At 71.6% G+C, this 15959-nt stretch carries 3 protein-coding genes; all 3 read right to left on the bottom strand.

Features of this window, described 5'->3' with window-relative positions; genetic code table 11:
- Positions 1-159: 159 nt before the first annotated feature.
- Positions 160-1083, bottom strand: coding sequence for a hypothetical protein (locus tag K8640_RS03360; RefSeq protein WP_223745738.1), 924 nt, complete (start codon positions 1081-1083; stop codon positions 160-162).
- 247 nt (positions 1084-1330) lie between these two features.
- Complete coding sequence (gltJ, locus tag K8640_RS03355) at positions 1331-3445, bottom strand: adventurous gliding motility protein GltJ (RefSeq protein ID WP_223745737.1); 2115 nt, start codon at positions 3443-3445, stop codon at positions 1331-1333.
- Between the two features lie 137 nt (positions 3446-3582).
- Positions 3583-15858: a tetratricopeptide repeat protein gene (locus tag K8640_RS03350; protein WP_223745736.1), complete on the bottom strand. Its 12276-nt coding sequence runs from the start codon at positions 15856-15858 to the stop codon at positions 3583-3585.
- Positions 15859-15959: the final 101 nt, after the last annotated feature.

Raw genomic sequence — 15959 nt, 5'->3', positions numbered from 1 at the left:
AGCGCCACCACCTATCTCAACGCAGGAAATCTTCTCTTATTCATGGCGGCATTCGCCACCAACTGCGTTCCGGCCCAAAACAACGAGCCCCACCCCGGGTCATGGGATGGGGCTCTTGCGCTACAAACAGCTTTCAGCTGACTGCAACGAGGCTGCGAGCTACTTCTGGATGACGCCGCAGATCTCGTTGCCGTCCCGGAAGTAGAGACCGATGGACAGCGTGTTGATGGCGCCCGGGCAGAAGTTCATCGTGAAGGTCGCGACCTTCCCGTTCTGGCTGGTGGCGTACTCCGAGGGGCGGATCAGGTTGACGCCATTTTCCTCGGTGCCGTTGACCTTGACGTAGAGCAGGTTCTGAAGACCGGACCGCTGATCCGGGAACTTGTTGTTGCTGTTGGCCGGCTGGTAGGCCTTCACCTGGACCTTGACGGTGTCCGCAGCGCCACACCAGGGCATGGAGTTGGTGTCCGGCGCCCAGGACTGCTTGGTGATGCTGAAGATGATCGGCCCCGAGCTCGAAATCGTCCACACGGGCTGCTTGCCACCCTGCGCAGGGTCGAAGTTCGCGCACGTAGGCGCCGGAACTGCGGTGCAGGTGCTGCTGGAGCAGTAATCACCGTAGAGACACGTGGACTGTCCCTCACCCGAGCAGGTGGTCGGACCCGTGTCGTCCTCCTCGCACTGACCGGAGGCCGTGTCACACACGCGGCCGGAGCCGCAGTCATCGTTCGAGTCGCACGCCGGGACGCAGACGTTGTCCAGGTTCGAGCAGACCAGGTCGCTCGACGTGCCGTCCGAGCCGCCATTGCACAGCGCGTCGGTGGAGCACTGGCAGATCAGCGTGTCGGACTGGGAGCTCGTCCCACCCAGCTCCGCGCAGGTCTTCGCGGACGCAGGACAGTCGTTGCTCGTCGTACACGTCAGAACACAGACGCTCGCGTCCGGGTGACAGATTTCATTCTCAGCGCAGTCGTCGTTGCCGGAGCACGTCGTGCCACTCGGGTCGTCGTCGCCACAACCCGCCATCAAACCGCTCATCGCGCCGAGTGCCGAGAGCACGAGCATCATCTTACGAAGCTGCATGTTGGGAATCCCTCCGTGGATCTGCTTGGAATCGTCTGCTGGGGGGCCTCCGGCCACTGAAGTCAGGCCCCGACGTCCATACAAGCGGTTCGGCTTTAGTCCCGCCCGTCGTGACGTGTCAACGAGTGTCGACACGCCCACGGACGCATCGCTCCCGCGGAAATTCAGCCCTCACGAAAGCGAACACTCACATGGGACCCTGGCGTGACACACATGTCGCCAAGGACCCAGATTCTTCCTCTCCCGCTCAGAAGGTGAACGGGAAGTCGATGGGCTCGCCCTGCTTCTTGTGCTTCGGGAACGCCCAGCTCTTGATGAGCCCGGTGATGCAGGTCGCCATGTACGTGCTGCGGTACTCATCCGACTTGCAGGTGACGTTCGACGTCTTGCCGCTCGTCTGGATGGTCCACCGCATCACCAGCTTGCCGCTGAGCATCGGGTCCTTCTTCTTCTGCTCGTTCACGCACTTCACGATGGCGGGCTTGTTGTTCAGCACCACCTCCATGATGTCGGAACGCTGAAGGGTGTCTCGCACCCCGCCCCCGCCCGGCTCGGGAGGGATGTAGGCCGTGGGGCGGTTCTCCGACGCCTTCGGCTCGGGCTTCGACTTCTTCGTGCCGAACAGCTCGTCGAAGTCGTCATCACCATCGCTCGAGGACGGCTTCTCCGCGCGCGCCACGGGGCGCTCCTCGGTGTCCTCCCGTCGAGAAGACGAAGAAGACGAGGAGCCGGAGGCACGCCGAGGCGTCGTCGTCCGCTCGACCTTCGCCACCGCGTTGTCCAGCGGTTGCTTCACCGCATCCGCCGGCGGCGTCGCGGGCACCTGCCCCGCCACGGGCTGCGCGGCCACGGGAGGCGGCGTCGCCACGGGCGCGGTCGTGGGAGGCGTCGTGGGCGCTCCCGCGGCGGCCACGGCGGGGTTCGCCGCGCCCGCTGTATCAGGGGCAGGAGGCTGCGTCGGCGCTCCGGGCGCCGTGGCCACGACGGGCGGCGTCTGCGGCGGTGCGGCGACAGGTGCCGCCGCGACGGGAGGAGGCGTCACCACGGGCGGAGCAGCCGCCGGCGGCGTGGCCGCGGCGACAGGCTGCTGGGTGGGCGGAGCCTCGGGAGTGCCGCCCTTCGACGCCAGCGCCCAGGCTCCACCACCGAGCCCCAGCACGCCCACAACGATGCCGACGATCAACCCCACCCGGCCCTTGCCTCCGCCAGAAGGCGCCCCCCCGCCCTGTGCATAGGCCGGAGGGTAGCCCGCGGGAGGCGCATACGGCGCCGGGACAGGCTGCGCGTAGTGCCCCTGCGGCTGCCCATACGGCATCTGCGCCGGCTGGCCATAGGGCTGCTGCGGATAGGCATGCGACGCCTGCGGAGGCGACATCTGAGCGGCCATCGCCGGCCCCGCGCCCAGCAGCGACGGGGACGACACCGGCTCCGGAGGCGGCATCGGCACGTCGAGCAGGCGAGACTGCGACACCGGCTCACGCCCCAGCGAGGGCGCGGGCGTCGGAGGCGGCTTGGACAGCGCGTCGTTCTCCTCCTTCACGAGCGAGGCGAGCACGCTGGCGGCCGACGGCTTCCACCCCACCGGCTCCTCGGAGGAGGACGCCAGCACCACCGAATCGCCCTTCGGCTTGCCCGCGCTGAACGCGGACTGCACGGGCCCCGGCTGCACCGTGGGCGTCGAGCCCGACACGGGCTCGGGCGCGACGATGGTCGGCTTCGACGGACGCGGCGCCAGCACCGACGCCAGCTCCGCCGTCTCCGACAACGGAATCCAATCGCTGAAACCCGAACGCCAGCACAGGCTGTCGGGCCCCACCTCGCCACGGTCCCACGCGTCCTTCACCTTCTCCACGGTGAGCGGCCCGACCTGCTTCTCGTCGATGGCCACGTACCACTCGTGAGAGGTGGCCGCGGGCTTCGGCTCCTCCTTGTCGGGCTCGTCCTCTGCCTCGGCCAGCTTGCGCACCGACTCCGTGGTGGCATCGCGCGCGGCGGCCTCTCCGGCGGCTTCACCCGCCGGAATCTTGTGCGTGCCGGAGCTGAGGACCTGGTCGAAGACCGCGCCGATTTCGTCCTCTTCCACGTCCGTGAAGAGGCCTCCCTCGGGCGGGGTCCCGAGCGTCGCGGGCAGCGAGGCGGAGGAGGACGAATCGGCCTCCTTGCCCTGGGTGCTCGCGCTCTCGGGAGCGGGAGAAGAGGTGGACGCGGGCTCGGACGGGGAATCCTTCCCCGCCGCGGCGCCCGCCGGGCGCACGGTGATGGTGTGGCCGCACTTCTTGCAACGAACCTTGACCCCCTTCGGGCCAACCTTGTCGTCGCTGATCATGTACTGCGCGCGGCAGCTGTCACAGACGAAACGCATCTTTTCCGCAAGCCTCGGAAATGACGGGAGAAATCCCGTCGGAATCGTAGAAGTGGCCACCCGAGGCGGTCAAGGATCAGTACCTCGACCGCCCGGTTGCTCATCAACGCGTGAACCCTTGCCCGGGTTCTACCGCGCTATCTGCGCACCTGCACCTCCACGTGTGTGCCAACAGCCACACGCAGGTGGTGCAGCTCCTCGGACGTCGCGAACACGAGCAACTCCTTGAGCTTGTTGCGAGGAGCGACGCGGAAGGTGGAGCCCGTCTCGCCCTGGACCAGCCGGCGCACCGGCTCCATCTCCCCAGCGACGAAGAGGCCCGCGCGCGCGGCCGTCAGCTCCGCGCCCTCCAGGAACTGACGCACCGACTGCGGCGTCGCCGTGGGGAGCCAGGCCCGGGCCGCCTTGGCGAGCGCCGCGCGGTCCACGTCCGTGAGGACCTTCTCCAGGGCCCGCCGCTCCATCTCCACGCCGTGGAGCGACTCGGCGACGCGCACATTTCCCACCACGAGGTTCAGCGCCGCCTGGAGGATGGCTTCCAGTCGCTCCGCCGGCACGTACTGCGCGAAGGCCAGCTCCGGACGCGCCAGCGCCAGCGCGCGGCCCAGGAGGTAGTACACCTCCTTCTGTCCCTGCTCCGCGAAGTACTTGCCGCCCACGCGGACACACGGCGGATGCGTCTGGAGCAGCTCCACGTTGACGAGCGGCTCGGGCGCGGGCTCGTTGGAGCGCTTCGCCATGCGCTCGCGCGTGGCCACGAGGAAGGGCGAGTACAGCTCCACCGCCTCCATGCCCAACAGGCGCGCCACGTACCGGTAGTGGTGCACGTGGTACTCCTGCGCGCTGGCCACGTCGATGCGGTGCTTCTTCGGCACGAGCTGGTACTGGGTGAAGGGCACCGCGTACAGGTGTCCCGCCTTGGCGAAGAGCAGACCGAGCAGCTCCGCCAGCGGCCCTCGCGCCTTCGGGTGGAACAGGTGCGTGTGCCACAGCCGGTCATCGACCGGACGCTGGGCGACCTCCTTCTTCTTCGCGTAGGGCCCCAGCTTGGAGAGGATCTCCTTCTCGTCCTCCCCCGCTTCACCGAGCAGCCCCGAGGCGGCCTGGGCCGCGAGCCACGCCAGGTCGTAGTCCTTGCGCAGCGCCGCGAGCCGCACGAGCTGACCGCAGATCTTCCGCGCGTCGGTCGTGTGAGGCAGCGCGCGACGGAGCGCGGCGATGGCCTCGTCCTCCTTGCCGGGCAGGTTGCCGGCGAGCTCGGCGTACGTCTCCTGCACCGCGGCATCGTCTGGCAGGCCCTTGGCGGCCACGCCGTAGGCGGCCACCGCGCCCTCCGGGTGCTTGAGCACCTGGTGGTACAAATCCCCCAGCGCGCGCCACAGCGCCATGCGCGCCACGTGCGTCTCCGGCGTCTTGGGCAGACGGCCGAGCATCTTCGTGTAGTTCTCCTCCAGCGACTTCCACTGGCGGGCGCCACCGAGCATCGCCTCGAGCGAGCTGAACGCCTCGACGAAGCGGGGGTCCAGGTCCAACGCCGCGTTGAACGCCTGGCTCGCGCCCTCGACGTCCTTCAGGTCGTCACGGCGCAGCTCGCCCAGGGCGAACCAGACGCGCTTGGCCTTGTGCGGCTCCGACGCCAGCGCGGGGAGGGCCAGCATGCGCGCCAGCACGTCCGCGGCCTTCTGCCCCTGCCGCGTCTCACGCAGCAGCACGTAGAGCTGGTCCATCACCTCCAGCGCGTCGGGCTGGACGCGCAGCGCGCCGGTGAAGGCGTCGATGGCCATGTACGGGTCGTGCAGCTCATCGCGGGAGATGCGGCCCAGGTCCAGGTACACCTTCACCTTGGCCTCGCCCTCCAGCACGCCGACGAGCTGCTGGCGCAGGTCCGCGGACTTCTCGAACTGGCCCGCCTTGTCCATCAGCACCACGAGCGCGCGCAGCGTGGGCTCGTGGCCCGGGTCGATGGCCAGCGCCTTCTCGAAGTGGTTCTGCGCGCGGTCCGCCTGGTTGAGCGCGGCGTGGATGTCACCCAGCTGCCAGTAGACCTCCACGACCTCCAGGTCCGTGAGCTCCTCGCGGTGGTGGATGAGGATGGTCTGGAAGACCTTGAGCGCGCCCTCGTAGCGGCGCGTCTGCACGAGCAGGTTGCCGTAGCCCTCGAGCGCGGGCAGGTACGTCGCGTCGCGCTCGTACGCCGTCTCGTAGCAGCTGAGCGCCTTGTCGCGCCGGCCCAGCTTCTCCGCCACGTAGCCCAGCCGGTAGAGCTGGCGGCACAGGTCCGCGGCCGTGGCCGCGTCCTTCTCCACCATCGCCTTCTCCGACAGCTTGCGCGTGACGATGTCGAGCATCCGCTCCGCGTCGGACCACTGCTCGTGGGCGATGTACACGTCCGCCAGCGGACGCGCGGCCTCGATGCTGTCCGGGATGTGCTTGAGCGCCTCCTCCCAGTAGCCCGTGGCGGTGTCGCGGTCCTCGCGCGTCTCCGCGTGGTAGCGCGCCACGTCCAGCAGCGCCTTGCCCTTGGCGACCGGGTCCTCGGTCTGCTCGGCCTCCTGACGCAGCGTCTGCTCGTAGCCGCTCCAGTCCTTGTCCTGCTCGAGGATGCCCTTGAGGGCGCGGAGGCTGGGCAGGTGGCCCGCGTCGATGGCGATGGCCAGCTGATAGGCGTTCCGGGCGCTGCCCGTGTCCATCAGCATGTCCTCGTTGATCTTCCCGAGGCGGAAGTACAGCTCCACCGCGTCCTTCGACTGGCCGGCGAGCTCCGCTTCCTTCTGCAGCATCTCCAGCGCGAAGGGCCAGTTGCCGCTGCGCTCGTACAGCTTGCCCAGCGCGTGCAGCGCGGGCCGGCTGCCGGGGTCCGCCGCGAGCGCCGCGTGGTAGCTGTTGACGGCCCGGTCCACCGCCTTGAGGTTCTGGTACTGGACGTTGCCGATGTCCACGTACAGCTCCGCCTGCTCCTCGGGGCTGACCGCGAGCGAGAGCTGCCGCTCGTAGGCGTTGATGAGGTCTTCCCAGCGGCCCTGCACCCGACGCAGGCGGATGAGGACCTTGATGGCCTGGACGTTCTGCGGATCGATGGAGAGCACGCTCTCCACGCACACGTCCGCGTTGGCCGGGTTCTGGTACTTGTCCTCCCAGATGGTGGCACTGCGGAACAGGACGCGGACCTTCTCGCGCCAGTCGTCGCTCAGCTCCAGCATCCGCTCGTAGATGGCGAGCAGGTCCGCGGGCTGGTCCAGCTTGGTGTGCAGCCGCTCCAGCGACTCCAGCGCCTCGCGGTTGACCGGGTCCAGCTCCAGCGCCTGACGGTAGGCGGCGACCGCGGACTCGTCGTCCGAGAGGTCGCGCTCGAACACCCCGGCGACCTCCACCTGGATGCGCGCGCGCTCCTCGGCGGTGTCCGCGAGATCCCTGGCGCGCAGGAGCGTCATGGCCACGTCGCGCCACGCGCGCTGCCGCCGGTACAGCGCGGTGAGCACGCCGAGCGTCTCGGTGTCCGGCTCCAGCTCCAGCGCGCGCAACAGCGCGCTCGCGGCCTCGGACGGGTCCTCCAGCTTCTCGTCCCAGACGCGGGCAATCTCCCGCAGGATGCCCTTGCGCTGCTCGATGGAGCCGGCGGCTTCGAGCTTCTGCTCCAGCGCCACCACGTACTCGCGCTCGTGGCCCCGGCGCTGGAACACCGCGGCCAGTCCATCCAGCGCGGTGGCGTTGGTCGGGTCGAACTCGAGGATCTTCCGGAACGCCCCTTCCGCGGCCTGCGGGTCATCCAGCCGCGTGTCGTGGACCCGCGCGAGCGTCGCGTACAGCCGCTCGGCCAGCGGCCCACGGGGCAGCTCGTCCGCGACCTCCTCGTAGACGGCCGCCAGCTCCTCGTGGCTGCCCGTCTCGTCCGCCAGCCGCTCCACCTCCTCGCGGAGCGTGTCGTCCGAGGCATCCAGCTGCAGCGCGCGGCAGAGCGCCAGGAAGGCCACGTCCTTCTGCCCCAGCCGCTCCTCCTGCACGCGAGCCAGCTCGCGCAGGGCGGCCATCTTCTCCTCGTCCGTGACGAAGTGGGGCATGTACCGGTCGACGGCCGTCGCGTAGGCGCGCCAGTCGTTGTACGTCCGGTACAGGTCGCACACGCGCTCGTACGCCGTGCGGTTGGCGGGGTCCAGCTCCAGCACCTTCTCCAGCGCTCCCGTGGACTGCTCGGGCTTGCCGCCCGGCCCCGCCCACAGGTCCGCCACCTCGTAGTACGTGGCGACGGCGCGCTCACGCTCCTCGGCGCCCAGGTGCACCTGCACCTTCAGCTCCAGCGCGCGCACCGCGTCGTTCCACGCGCGCAGCGAGACGAACAGCGTGTGCACGCGCTCCAGCTCGGCCACCTGGTGGGGCTCGACCTCCAGCGCGCGACGGGCGGCGTCCAGCGACTCCTCGCGGCGCCCCATCCCAGCGAGCACCTCCGCCAGGCGCAGGCGCAGCGCCTTCACGCCCTCGCTGTTCTCCTGGAGCGGGATGAGGCGGCGCAGCACGCCCACCAGCTCCTCGCGCTGCTCCGTCTCGTCGTACAGCTCGCGCAGCGTGTCCAGCACCGCGCGGTTGCGCGCGTCACGGTCCAACGCCGCCTTGAAGTACGGAACGGCGGCCTCGGGCTGCTTGAGCAGCCGGTACACCACGCGCCCCAGCCGCTCGTTGAGCCGCACCACCTCACGGGGGTCCAGCGTCATCGACAGACGGCCCTCGAGCAGCGCGCGCAGGTCCTCCGGACGGTTCGCCCGCTCGTACAGCGACTCGAGCGCGGAGAAGGCCTGGTCGTTGCGCGCGTTCTTCGCCAACAGCTCGCGGTACAGCTCGATGGAGCCGCCCAGGTCCGACAGCCCCTCGGCGGACACCTGCGCCATCTTCGCGAGGACGCGGTCCCGCTCCGCCCCCGCCACCTTCTCCGACTGGAGCTTGAGGATGGCGTAGAGCTTCTCCGACGCGGAGGCCGCCTCGTAGATGCCCTCCAGGAGCCGCGCGGACGCCAGGTGCCCGGGCTCCAGCTTGAGGATGCCCTCGTAGGCGCTCGCCGCGCGGTCCGGACTGTCCAGCCGCTCCTGGTAGAGCTGTCCCAGGCGGAAGAGGTAGCCCACGCGCTCGGCCTGCTCGGTGGCGCCGGTGACGAGCGCCTCCAGGATGCCCGCGAGCTCCGGCCACGCCTGCAGCTCCAGGTACAGCCGGTCCAGCGCCACCAGCGCCTTGGCCTGCACCGCGACATGCAGCGTGCGCGCCCGCTCGTAGTACGAGACGGCGCGGTCCGAGTCCCTCAACTTCGACTCGAGCAGCTGGCCCAGCTTCAGGCACACCTGCGCCGCGTCGGCGGCCTCGGCCACGCGCGGCAGCGCCTCCTCGTACGCCGCGACCAGCTCGTCGTAGCTGTCCGAGGCATCCGTGGCGTTCTCCAGACGACGGCGCACCTCACCGTCGTTCGGGTCCTCCTTGAAGGCGCGGAAGAGCGCCAGGAACGTCAGCTCCGACTCGCCCTGCGACTCGCGCAGCGTCGCCAGCTCGCCCAACAGCGCCTTGCGTTCGAAGGCATCCGTGGACACGCCCACGCGCGTCTCGATGAGCTGCGCCAGCCGCGGCACGTCGCCGCTCGCGCGGAAGGCGCGCAGCAACGTCTCCACCGCGAGCAGGTTCTGCGGCTCGCGCGACACCAGCGCCTCCATCCGGCCCACCGCGCCCGGATGGTTGGGCTGCACCGTCAGCACCTCGCCGTACAGCGCCAGCGCGCCCGTGCGGTCCAACAGCCGCGTCTCGCGCACCGAGGCCAGGCGGAACTTCAGCTCCAGCCCCGCCTCCGGAGGCATCAGCGCGATGCGGCGGGCCAGCACGTCCGCCAGCTCCGGCCAGCGCTCCTGCTTCTGGCACAGCGCCTCCATGCGCTCCAGGCCGGCCACGTCGTCCGGCTTGAGCTCCAGGAGGCGCCGGAAGGTCGCCAGCGCGCCCAGGGCGTCCTGGAGCTGCTCCTCCTGCAGGTGTCCGATCTGGAAGAGCACCGCCGCACGGCGCGCGGGCTCCTCGGCCACCGCCAGCTGACGGCGCAGCACCTCGAGCAGCTCCGTCGGCTTGCCCTGCGACGCCACCAGTCGCACGGTGCCATCCAGCGCCTCGGCGTCCGTGGGCCGCAGCTCGAGCACGCGCTTCCAGGACGCCAGCGCCTCGGCGGGCTCGCCCAGGTCCGTCTGCAGCCGCGCCAGCGCGCGGTACAGCTCGGCGCGCGCCGCGTCTCCCGCCTTGGGCGCCACTTCCATCAGCACCGCGCCCAGCTCCTCGGGGGCCTCGGCGCGGTCCACCAGCGACACGCACAGCTCCAGCGAGCGCAGGTCATCGGGCAGCTCACGCAACGCGCGTGTCGCGGCGAGGAAGCCCATCTCCGCGTTCTCCAGCGGACCGGCGTACATCTCGGCGATGCGGCGCAGGAGCGCGGCGCGCTCCTGGGGCACCGCCTCCGCCGACACGCGCGACTCCAGCATCTCCACCTGCTTGAGGTGGTTGCCGACGGCGACGAAGACCGGCTCCAGCGCGCTCGCGGCCGCGCCACGCAGCGGGCTCTCCGAGCGGGCCATCTCCTCGAGCGCACCCACCGCGCCCGCGTGTCCCGCCCGCCGCTCCAGCACGGACTGGTACAGCTCCAGCGCCCCGCGCGGGTCGTCCAGGCGCGAGAACTTCAGGCGCCCCAGCCGCACGCGCAGATCGGACGACTCCTCCTGGGCACCGCGCGCGTCGGCGAGCTGGATTTCACGCTCGATGTGCTGCGCCAGCTCCGGCCAGCGCTCCATCTCCGCCAGCACGCGCCCCAACAGCTTGAGCGCGTTCGCGTTCTCCGGACGCAGCAGAAGGATCTCGCGGTACGCCTGCGCCGCCAGCGCCTTGTCCGCGAGCGTCTCCTCGGCCAGGTGCGCCAGCTCGAACAGCAGATTCACCTGCGACGCCGCGTTCGGCTCCGCGGCCACCTGCCGCCGCATGACCAGCCCCAGCTCACGGTGAGCCCCCGTGCGCCGATGGACGCGGGCGATGGACTCCAGCACCGACTTGTTCTTCGGGTCCCTGCGACTCACCTCCTCCAGCGCGCGGACCGCGAGGTCGTAGCGCTTGAGGCGGTTGTCGTAGAGCGCCGCCAGCCGGCGCCACAAGTCCCCGGCGAGCGGCTCCTGCGTGTCCCGCTCGAGTTGGTCCTCATACGCGCCCGCGACCTCCTCGAACGAGCCGGAGTCCGCCGCGAGCCGCTCCAGCTCGTCGCGCACCGACGTCTCCTGCGGGAACTCGTTGAACGCGCGCAGGCGCGCCACGAAGGCCAGCGACGTCTGCCCCAGCGCCTCGCGCAGGGTGGCGATCTCCTGGATGTGCTCCAGCCGCCGCTCCGGCGCCACGCCAGGCAGCAGCACCTCCATCACCTCCACCAGCTTCCGGGTGTCGTTCAGGCCCCGGTAGACGGGCTCCAACAGGCGCGCCGCCTCCACGCGGGGCCCGTCGTGCGCCATCAGCCGCTCCAGGCCCGCCACCACCTGGCCATCCCCGGGCGCAAGCTCCAGGAGCCGGCGATAGACGGGCAGCGCCTCCGCCGGGCCCACTTCCTTCTCGAGCAACTGCGCGCGCTTGAGCAGCCAGCCCCGCCGCGCGGCGTCGTCGGCCGCGCCGTCCGCGAGCTGATCCAACACGTCCGCCTGCTCCACGAAGCGCCGCGCCTTCGCGTACAGCCGCTCCAGCGCGAGCAGCCCCTCGGGCAGCCGCCGCAGCGCCAGCGCCGAGCGGTACGTCTCGATGGCCCGGGCGTCCTCACCCGCGTTGGCGTACGCCTCGCCCGCCTTGAGCAACAACCCCACGCGCTCCTCTGCGTCCTGGGAGAGCTGGGCCTGACGCGTGTAGACCTCCGACAGGCTCTTGGCGTTCTGGCCCTTCTCGTACAGCCGGGACAGCGCCTCCAGCGCCTGGCGGTCCTGCGGCGCGTCCGCGAGCAGGTTCTTCCAGAGGCGCGCGGCCTCCTCGGGCTGGTCCAACGACTCGCGCAGCTCCGCGGCGCGGCGCAGCAGGTCCAGCGCGGCCGGGTCACCCTCGGTGAGCTCCACCGCCGCCGTCTCGTAGATCTCCGCGAGCACCTCGTGCGAGCCCGTCTCGCGCGCCAGGCGCTCCAGGTCGGGGCGCACACCGTCCCGGTCCAGGCCCTGCGCGAAGGACTTCACCGCGGACATGAAGGCCAGCGACGGCTGGCTCATGTCGCGCTCGTAGATGCGACGAATCTCCCCGGCGAGGAGGATCTTCTCCGTGGTGAGCGCGGACTCCATCCGCGCCTCGCGCAGCGACACGCGGCGGGCATGGTCCCCCACCTGCACGAGCACCGGGTCCAACACATCCAGCGCGGCGCCACTGGCGGACACCGCCGCCTTCACCCACGCCTCGAGCGCGGCGCGAGCCCCGGGGTGACCCGAGTCCTCCGCGAGGATGCGCTTGTAGAGCCCCAGCGCCGCGTTCGAGTCGTCGAGCACCGTGCGCTGCAGCTCGGCCAGGCGGAAGGAGACCTCGCGGCCCTGCGGGCTCTGTCCTTCCTGATTGCGGCGCAGCGCCAGCGCCCACGCCAGGTCCTGATGGCGCCCGAGCTCCGTGTAGAGCCGGTCCAACGTGGCCGCGGCCTCGCGGTTGCCCGGGTCCCGCTGGGCGATGGCGCGCCACGCCTCCGCCGCGCTCTCCAGGTCCGACAGGCGGGCCTCGTGCAGCAGCGCGGCCTCGCGCAGGAACCCGAGCTGCTCGGCGGGCTCCGGCGACGCGGCCGCCAGCTTCTCCAGCACCTCCGCCAGCGCGGCCCACTCCTCGCCGCCCCGGTGCAGCCGCTGCAAGGCGCGCAGGCTGTCGAGGTTGCCCGGCTCCAGCACCAGCAGCGCGCGCAGGGCCTTCACCGCGCCCGCCTTGTCGTCGAGCTTCTTCTCCTGCACCTCGGCCAGCTCGCGCAGCAGCGCCGCGCGCGCGGAGCCCACGTCCCCCTCCTCCGCCAGCTCCTCGATGATCTCCGCGTAGCTGTCCAACGCGTCGGCGTCCTCGGCCGCCTGACGCGCCGTGGAGCGAAGCCCCGCGTCGCCGGGCGCCAGTCGGAGCGCGCGGGCCAGGGCCGCGAACGCCAGCTCCGGCTGCCGCAGATGCGCCAGATGCACCTGCGCGGCCTGCCGCAGCACCTGCACCCGCGCCGCGTCGTCCTTGGCCACCTCCGCCAGCACATCCAGCGTGGCCACCAGCTTGCGATAGTCCTTGGTCCGCTCGAGCGCGGGCAACAGCACGCGCGCCGCGGCCTCGCGCGCCGTGCCCGACGCCAGCATGGCCTCCAGCGCCGCGAGCGCGTCCGGGTCCGAGGGGCGCTGCAGCAGGATGTCCGCGTAGCTGCTCACCGCCTCCGCGCTGCCGTCCTGCAGGCCCTGCAGCAGCTGCGCGCGGCGCAGCTTCAGCCGCGAGACCTTGTCCGTCTCACCCGCCGACTCCGCCAGGCCAATCATCCGCGCCAGCGTGTCGCCCAGCTCCCGCGTGCGGCCGGCCTTCTCGTACAGCTCCGCCAGGCGCGGCAGGTGCCGCCCCTCCTCGGCGCCGTGCGAGAGCGCGGACTGGAGCGCCTCGGCGGCCTGCGCCGGACGCCCGAGCTCCGTGTTCAGGTCCACCAACTGGAGCAGCAGCTCCAGCTTCTCCGCGCCGCGAGCGCCCTGGATGCGCTTGCGCAGCAGCTCCTCCGCGTCCGCCGCGCGACCCGCGCGACCGTACAGGCGCACCAGTCGCTGCAACACCGCGCCCGACTCCGGAGCGCGCTCCACCGCCGCCTCGAGCGCGGCGATGGCCTCCGCCACCAGCCCGCCCTCCTCCGCCAGCCCCGCCGCCTCGGTGAGCAGCGACAGCGCCACCGCCGGGTCCTCGGCCTCCGCCGCCAGGGTACGCAGCACGCGCCCCAGCTCGGCGTGCGCCGACAGGTCCCTCGCCAGCCGCAGGGCCTCGCCGCGCGACGACTCGTCCCGAGGGTCCTCGCGCACCACGCGCACGCGCGTATCGAAGGCCGCGCGGCTGTCCGCGAGCTGCTTCTCGTGGATGCTCGCCAGAAGCGAGAACAGCCGCTTGCGCGCGGCCCCGTCCGTCGTGGACTCGAGCTGCTGCTGGAGCGCCGCCACCTGACGCTGGTGGTCGCCCGTGCGCCCGTAGTGCGCCGCCAGCGCCTCGGTGACTTCCTGCGTCCTCACGCCGGAGGCCGCCAGGCGCTCGAGGCCGCCCACCACCACGCCCGTGGACACGTTCTCCGTCAGCAGGCCCAGGAACAGGTCCGCCGCATCCTCCTGACGTCCCAGTCGCTCCGCGTACAGCTTGGCCTGGCGCGCCGTCCACTCGTTGCGCTCCAGCTGCGTCTCCGCCAGCGCCGCCAGCCGCCCCGCCAGCGCCGCCGCCTCGTCGAAGCGGGACAGCGCCACGCACAAGGCCTGCAGCCGCTGCACCGCGCCCACCTCGTCGGGCGCCAGCTGCGTCCACTCACGGACCAGCGGCTCCAGCTCCTCGGGCGGAGCGCCTGCGGCCTCGCGCCGCGTCACCTCCGCCTCGATGCGCGCCTTCGGGTCGTCCGCGAGCGCCGCGGCCGCCTGCAGCGACTTCACCGCCTCCGCGGCGGCCTCGTCACCGGGCACCCGCACCAGCACCTCGCGCCACGCCGCCTCCGCGCGCACGGGGTCCGCCAGTGGTCCCTCGAGCAGCTGCGCGAGCTGCCGCCACAGCGTCGCCGCGACCTCCACCACGGGCGCCGCCTGCGCCGCGCGCTGGAGCGCCAGGGCCAGCGCGGGCCGCGCGTTGGCCTTCTCCGCGTGCTCCACCACCGAGCCGAGCAGCAGCGGACGCGCCGGATCCAACTCCAGCGCCCGCGACAGCACCTCGAAGGCGCCGCGCGCGTCGTCCTTCTCCTCGAACATCAGCGCGAGCGCCTCGCAGAAGGCCACCCGCTCCGCCCTCGGACGGGGCGCCAGCAGCGCCAGGTCCAGCAGCGGCACCACCGCCTCCAGCTCCTCGTCCTCCGCCAGGAGCCGCGCCAGCTGGAAGGCCGCCAGCGCGTGCGTGGGGTCCAGCTTGAGCGCCGCCTCCAGGTGCGCGCGCGCCGCCGCGCCGTCCTTGAGCTGCGTCAGACACAGCTCCGCCAGCCGCAGGCGCATCGCCGCCTGGCCCGACTTGTCCTTCACGGTGCCCAGGTAGCGCTCCAGCACCACCACCGCGTCCTGCGCCCGGCCGCCCTCCAGCAGCTGCTCCGCCGTGAGGCTCGCCGCGTCCGCGCGCGACGGGTCCGCCGCCACCGCCTTCTCGAAGGCCGCCAGCGCGCCGGGCGCGTCGTTCAGCCTGCCCAGGCGCAGCGTGCCCACGCGCAGCCAGAGGTCCACCTGCGCGCCGCGGTCCTTCACCTCGCCCGCCATCGCTTCAATCTGCTCGATGGCCGGCGCGAAGTCCGTGCCCGCGCGCGCGGCCATCTTCTCGATGAGGGACAGGCCCTCCGGCATGCCCGGCCACAGCAGGAAGCAGCGGTCCAACGCCTCCTTCACCTTGCCGGCCGAGCCCGGGTCGTACCAGGCGAACAGCTTCGCCACGAGCAGCGACAGCCGCGCGGCGCTCTTCCTGTCGCGCTCCTCCAGCGACATGCCGCGCAGCATCCGCACGCGGTCGCGCCACGTCTGCTCGAAGCGCTGCAGCGCGCGGGTGGCCTTCTCCACGCGCGCGTTCTGCGGCTCCAACGTCCGCGCGACGTCGAGCACCCGCTGCGCCAGCTCGTGCTCGGTGGGGTCGTCCACCAGTCGCTCGGCGAGCGCCGCGTACTCCTCGGCCATGCCCGCGTCGCCCAGCGCCTCGCGCTCGCGCTCCAGCGCCTCGAACGCCGTCTGGAAGCGCTCCTCGGACAGGAGCAGCTGCCGCACCCGCCGGAAGATGGCCCGGTCCGACTTCGCGCGCGCCGCTCGCTGCAGGCACAGCACCGCCCTGTCGCGACGGAAGAGCTTCTGCTCGTAGAGGTCCGCCGCCTTCAGGTAGTGGCCCGCGCTCTCCTCGCCCTGGGTCGCGCTGCCCAGCTTCTCCAGCACGTCCGACAGCGCCGCGGCGTCCTGCCGCGACTCGTGCAGGCGCTTGAGGCCACGAAGCGCCGGCAGCGGCTCCTTCGCCACCAGCAGCGCGCGCTTGAGCAGCTCCTCCGCCCGCGGCGCGTTGCGCTGCCGCTCGTGCGCGAGCTCCGCCGCGCGGCACAACAGGCGCACCGCTTCGTCACTGGCGACGTCGCGCGAGCGCCCCTCGTACAGGCGGATCAACTCCTCCACACGGCCGGCCTTCTCCAGGGCGGCCTCGGCTTCGACGAAGCTCCGGTCATCGGACACGCGCAGCGTGGGTCGAGCAGACGTGGGCTGTTGCATGGGGACGGCGGGCCTCGGGGGTGAAAATGGAACGCAGCGGGGGCGCCAGCCGCCGGACTCTACCGGCCGCGAGCGCCCCCGAGCAATCGTGCAAAACCCGC

The sequence above is a fragment of the Myxococcus sp. XM-1-1-1 genome (assembly GCF_020037095.1).
GTDB classification, from domain to species: Bacteria; Myxococcota; Myxococcia; order Myxococcales; family Myxococcaceae; genus Myxococcus; species Myxococcus fulvus.
Note: the sequence above shows the minus strand (reverse complement) of the source record. Positions and strands in the feature narration are given on the sequence as shown.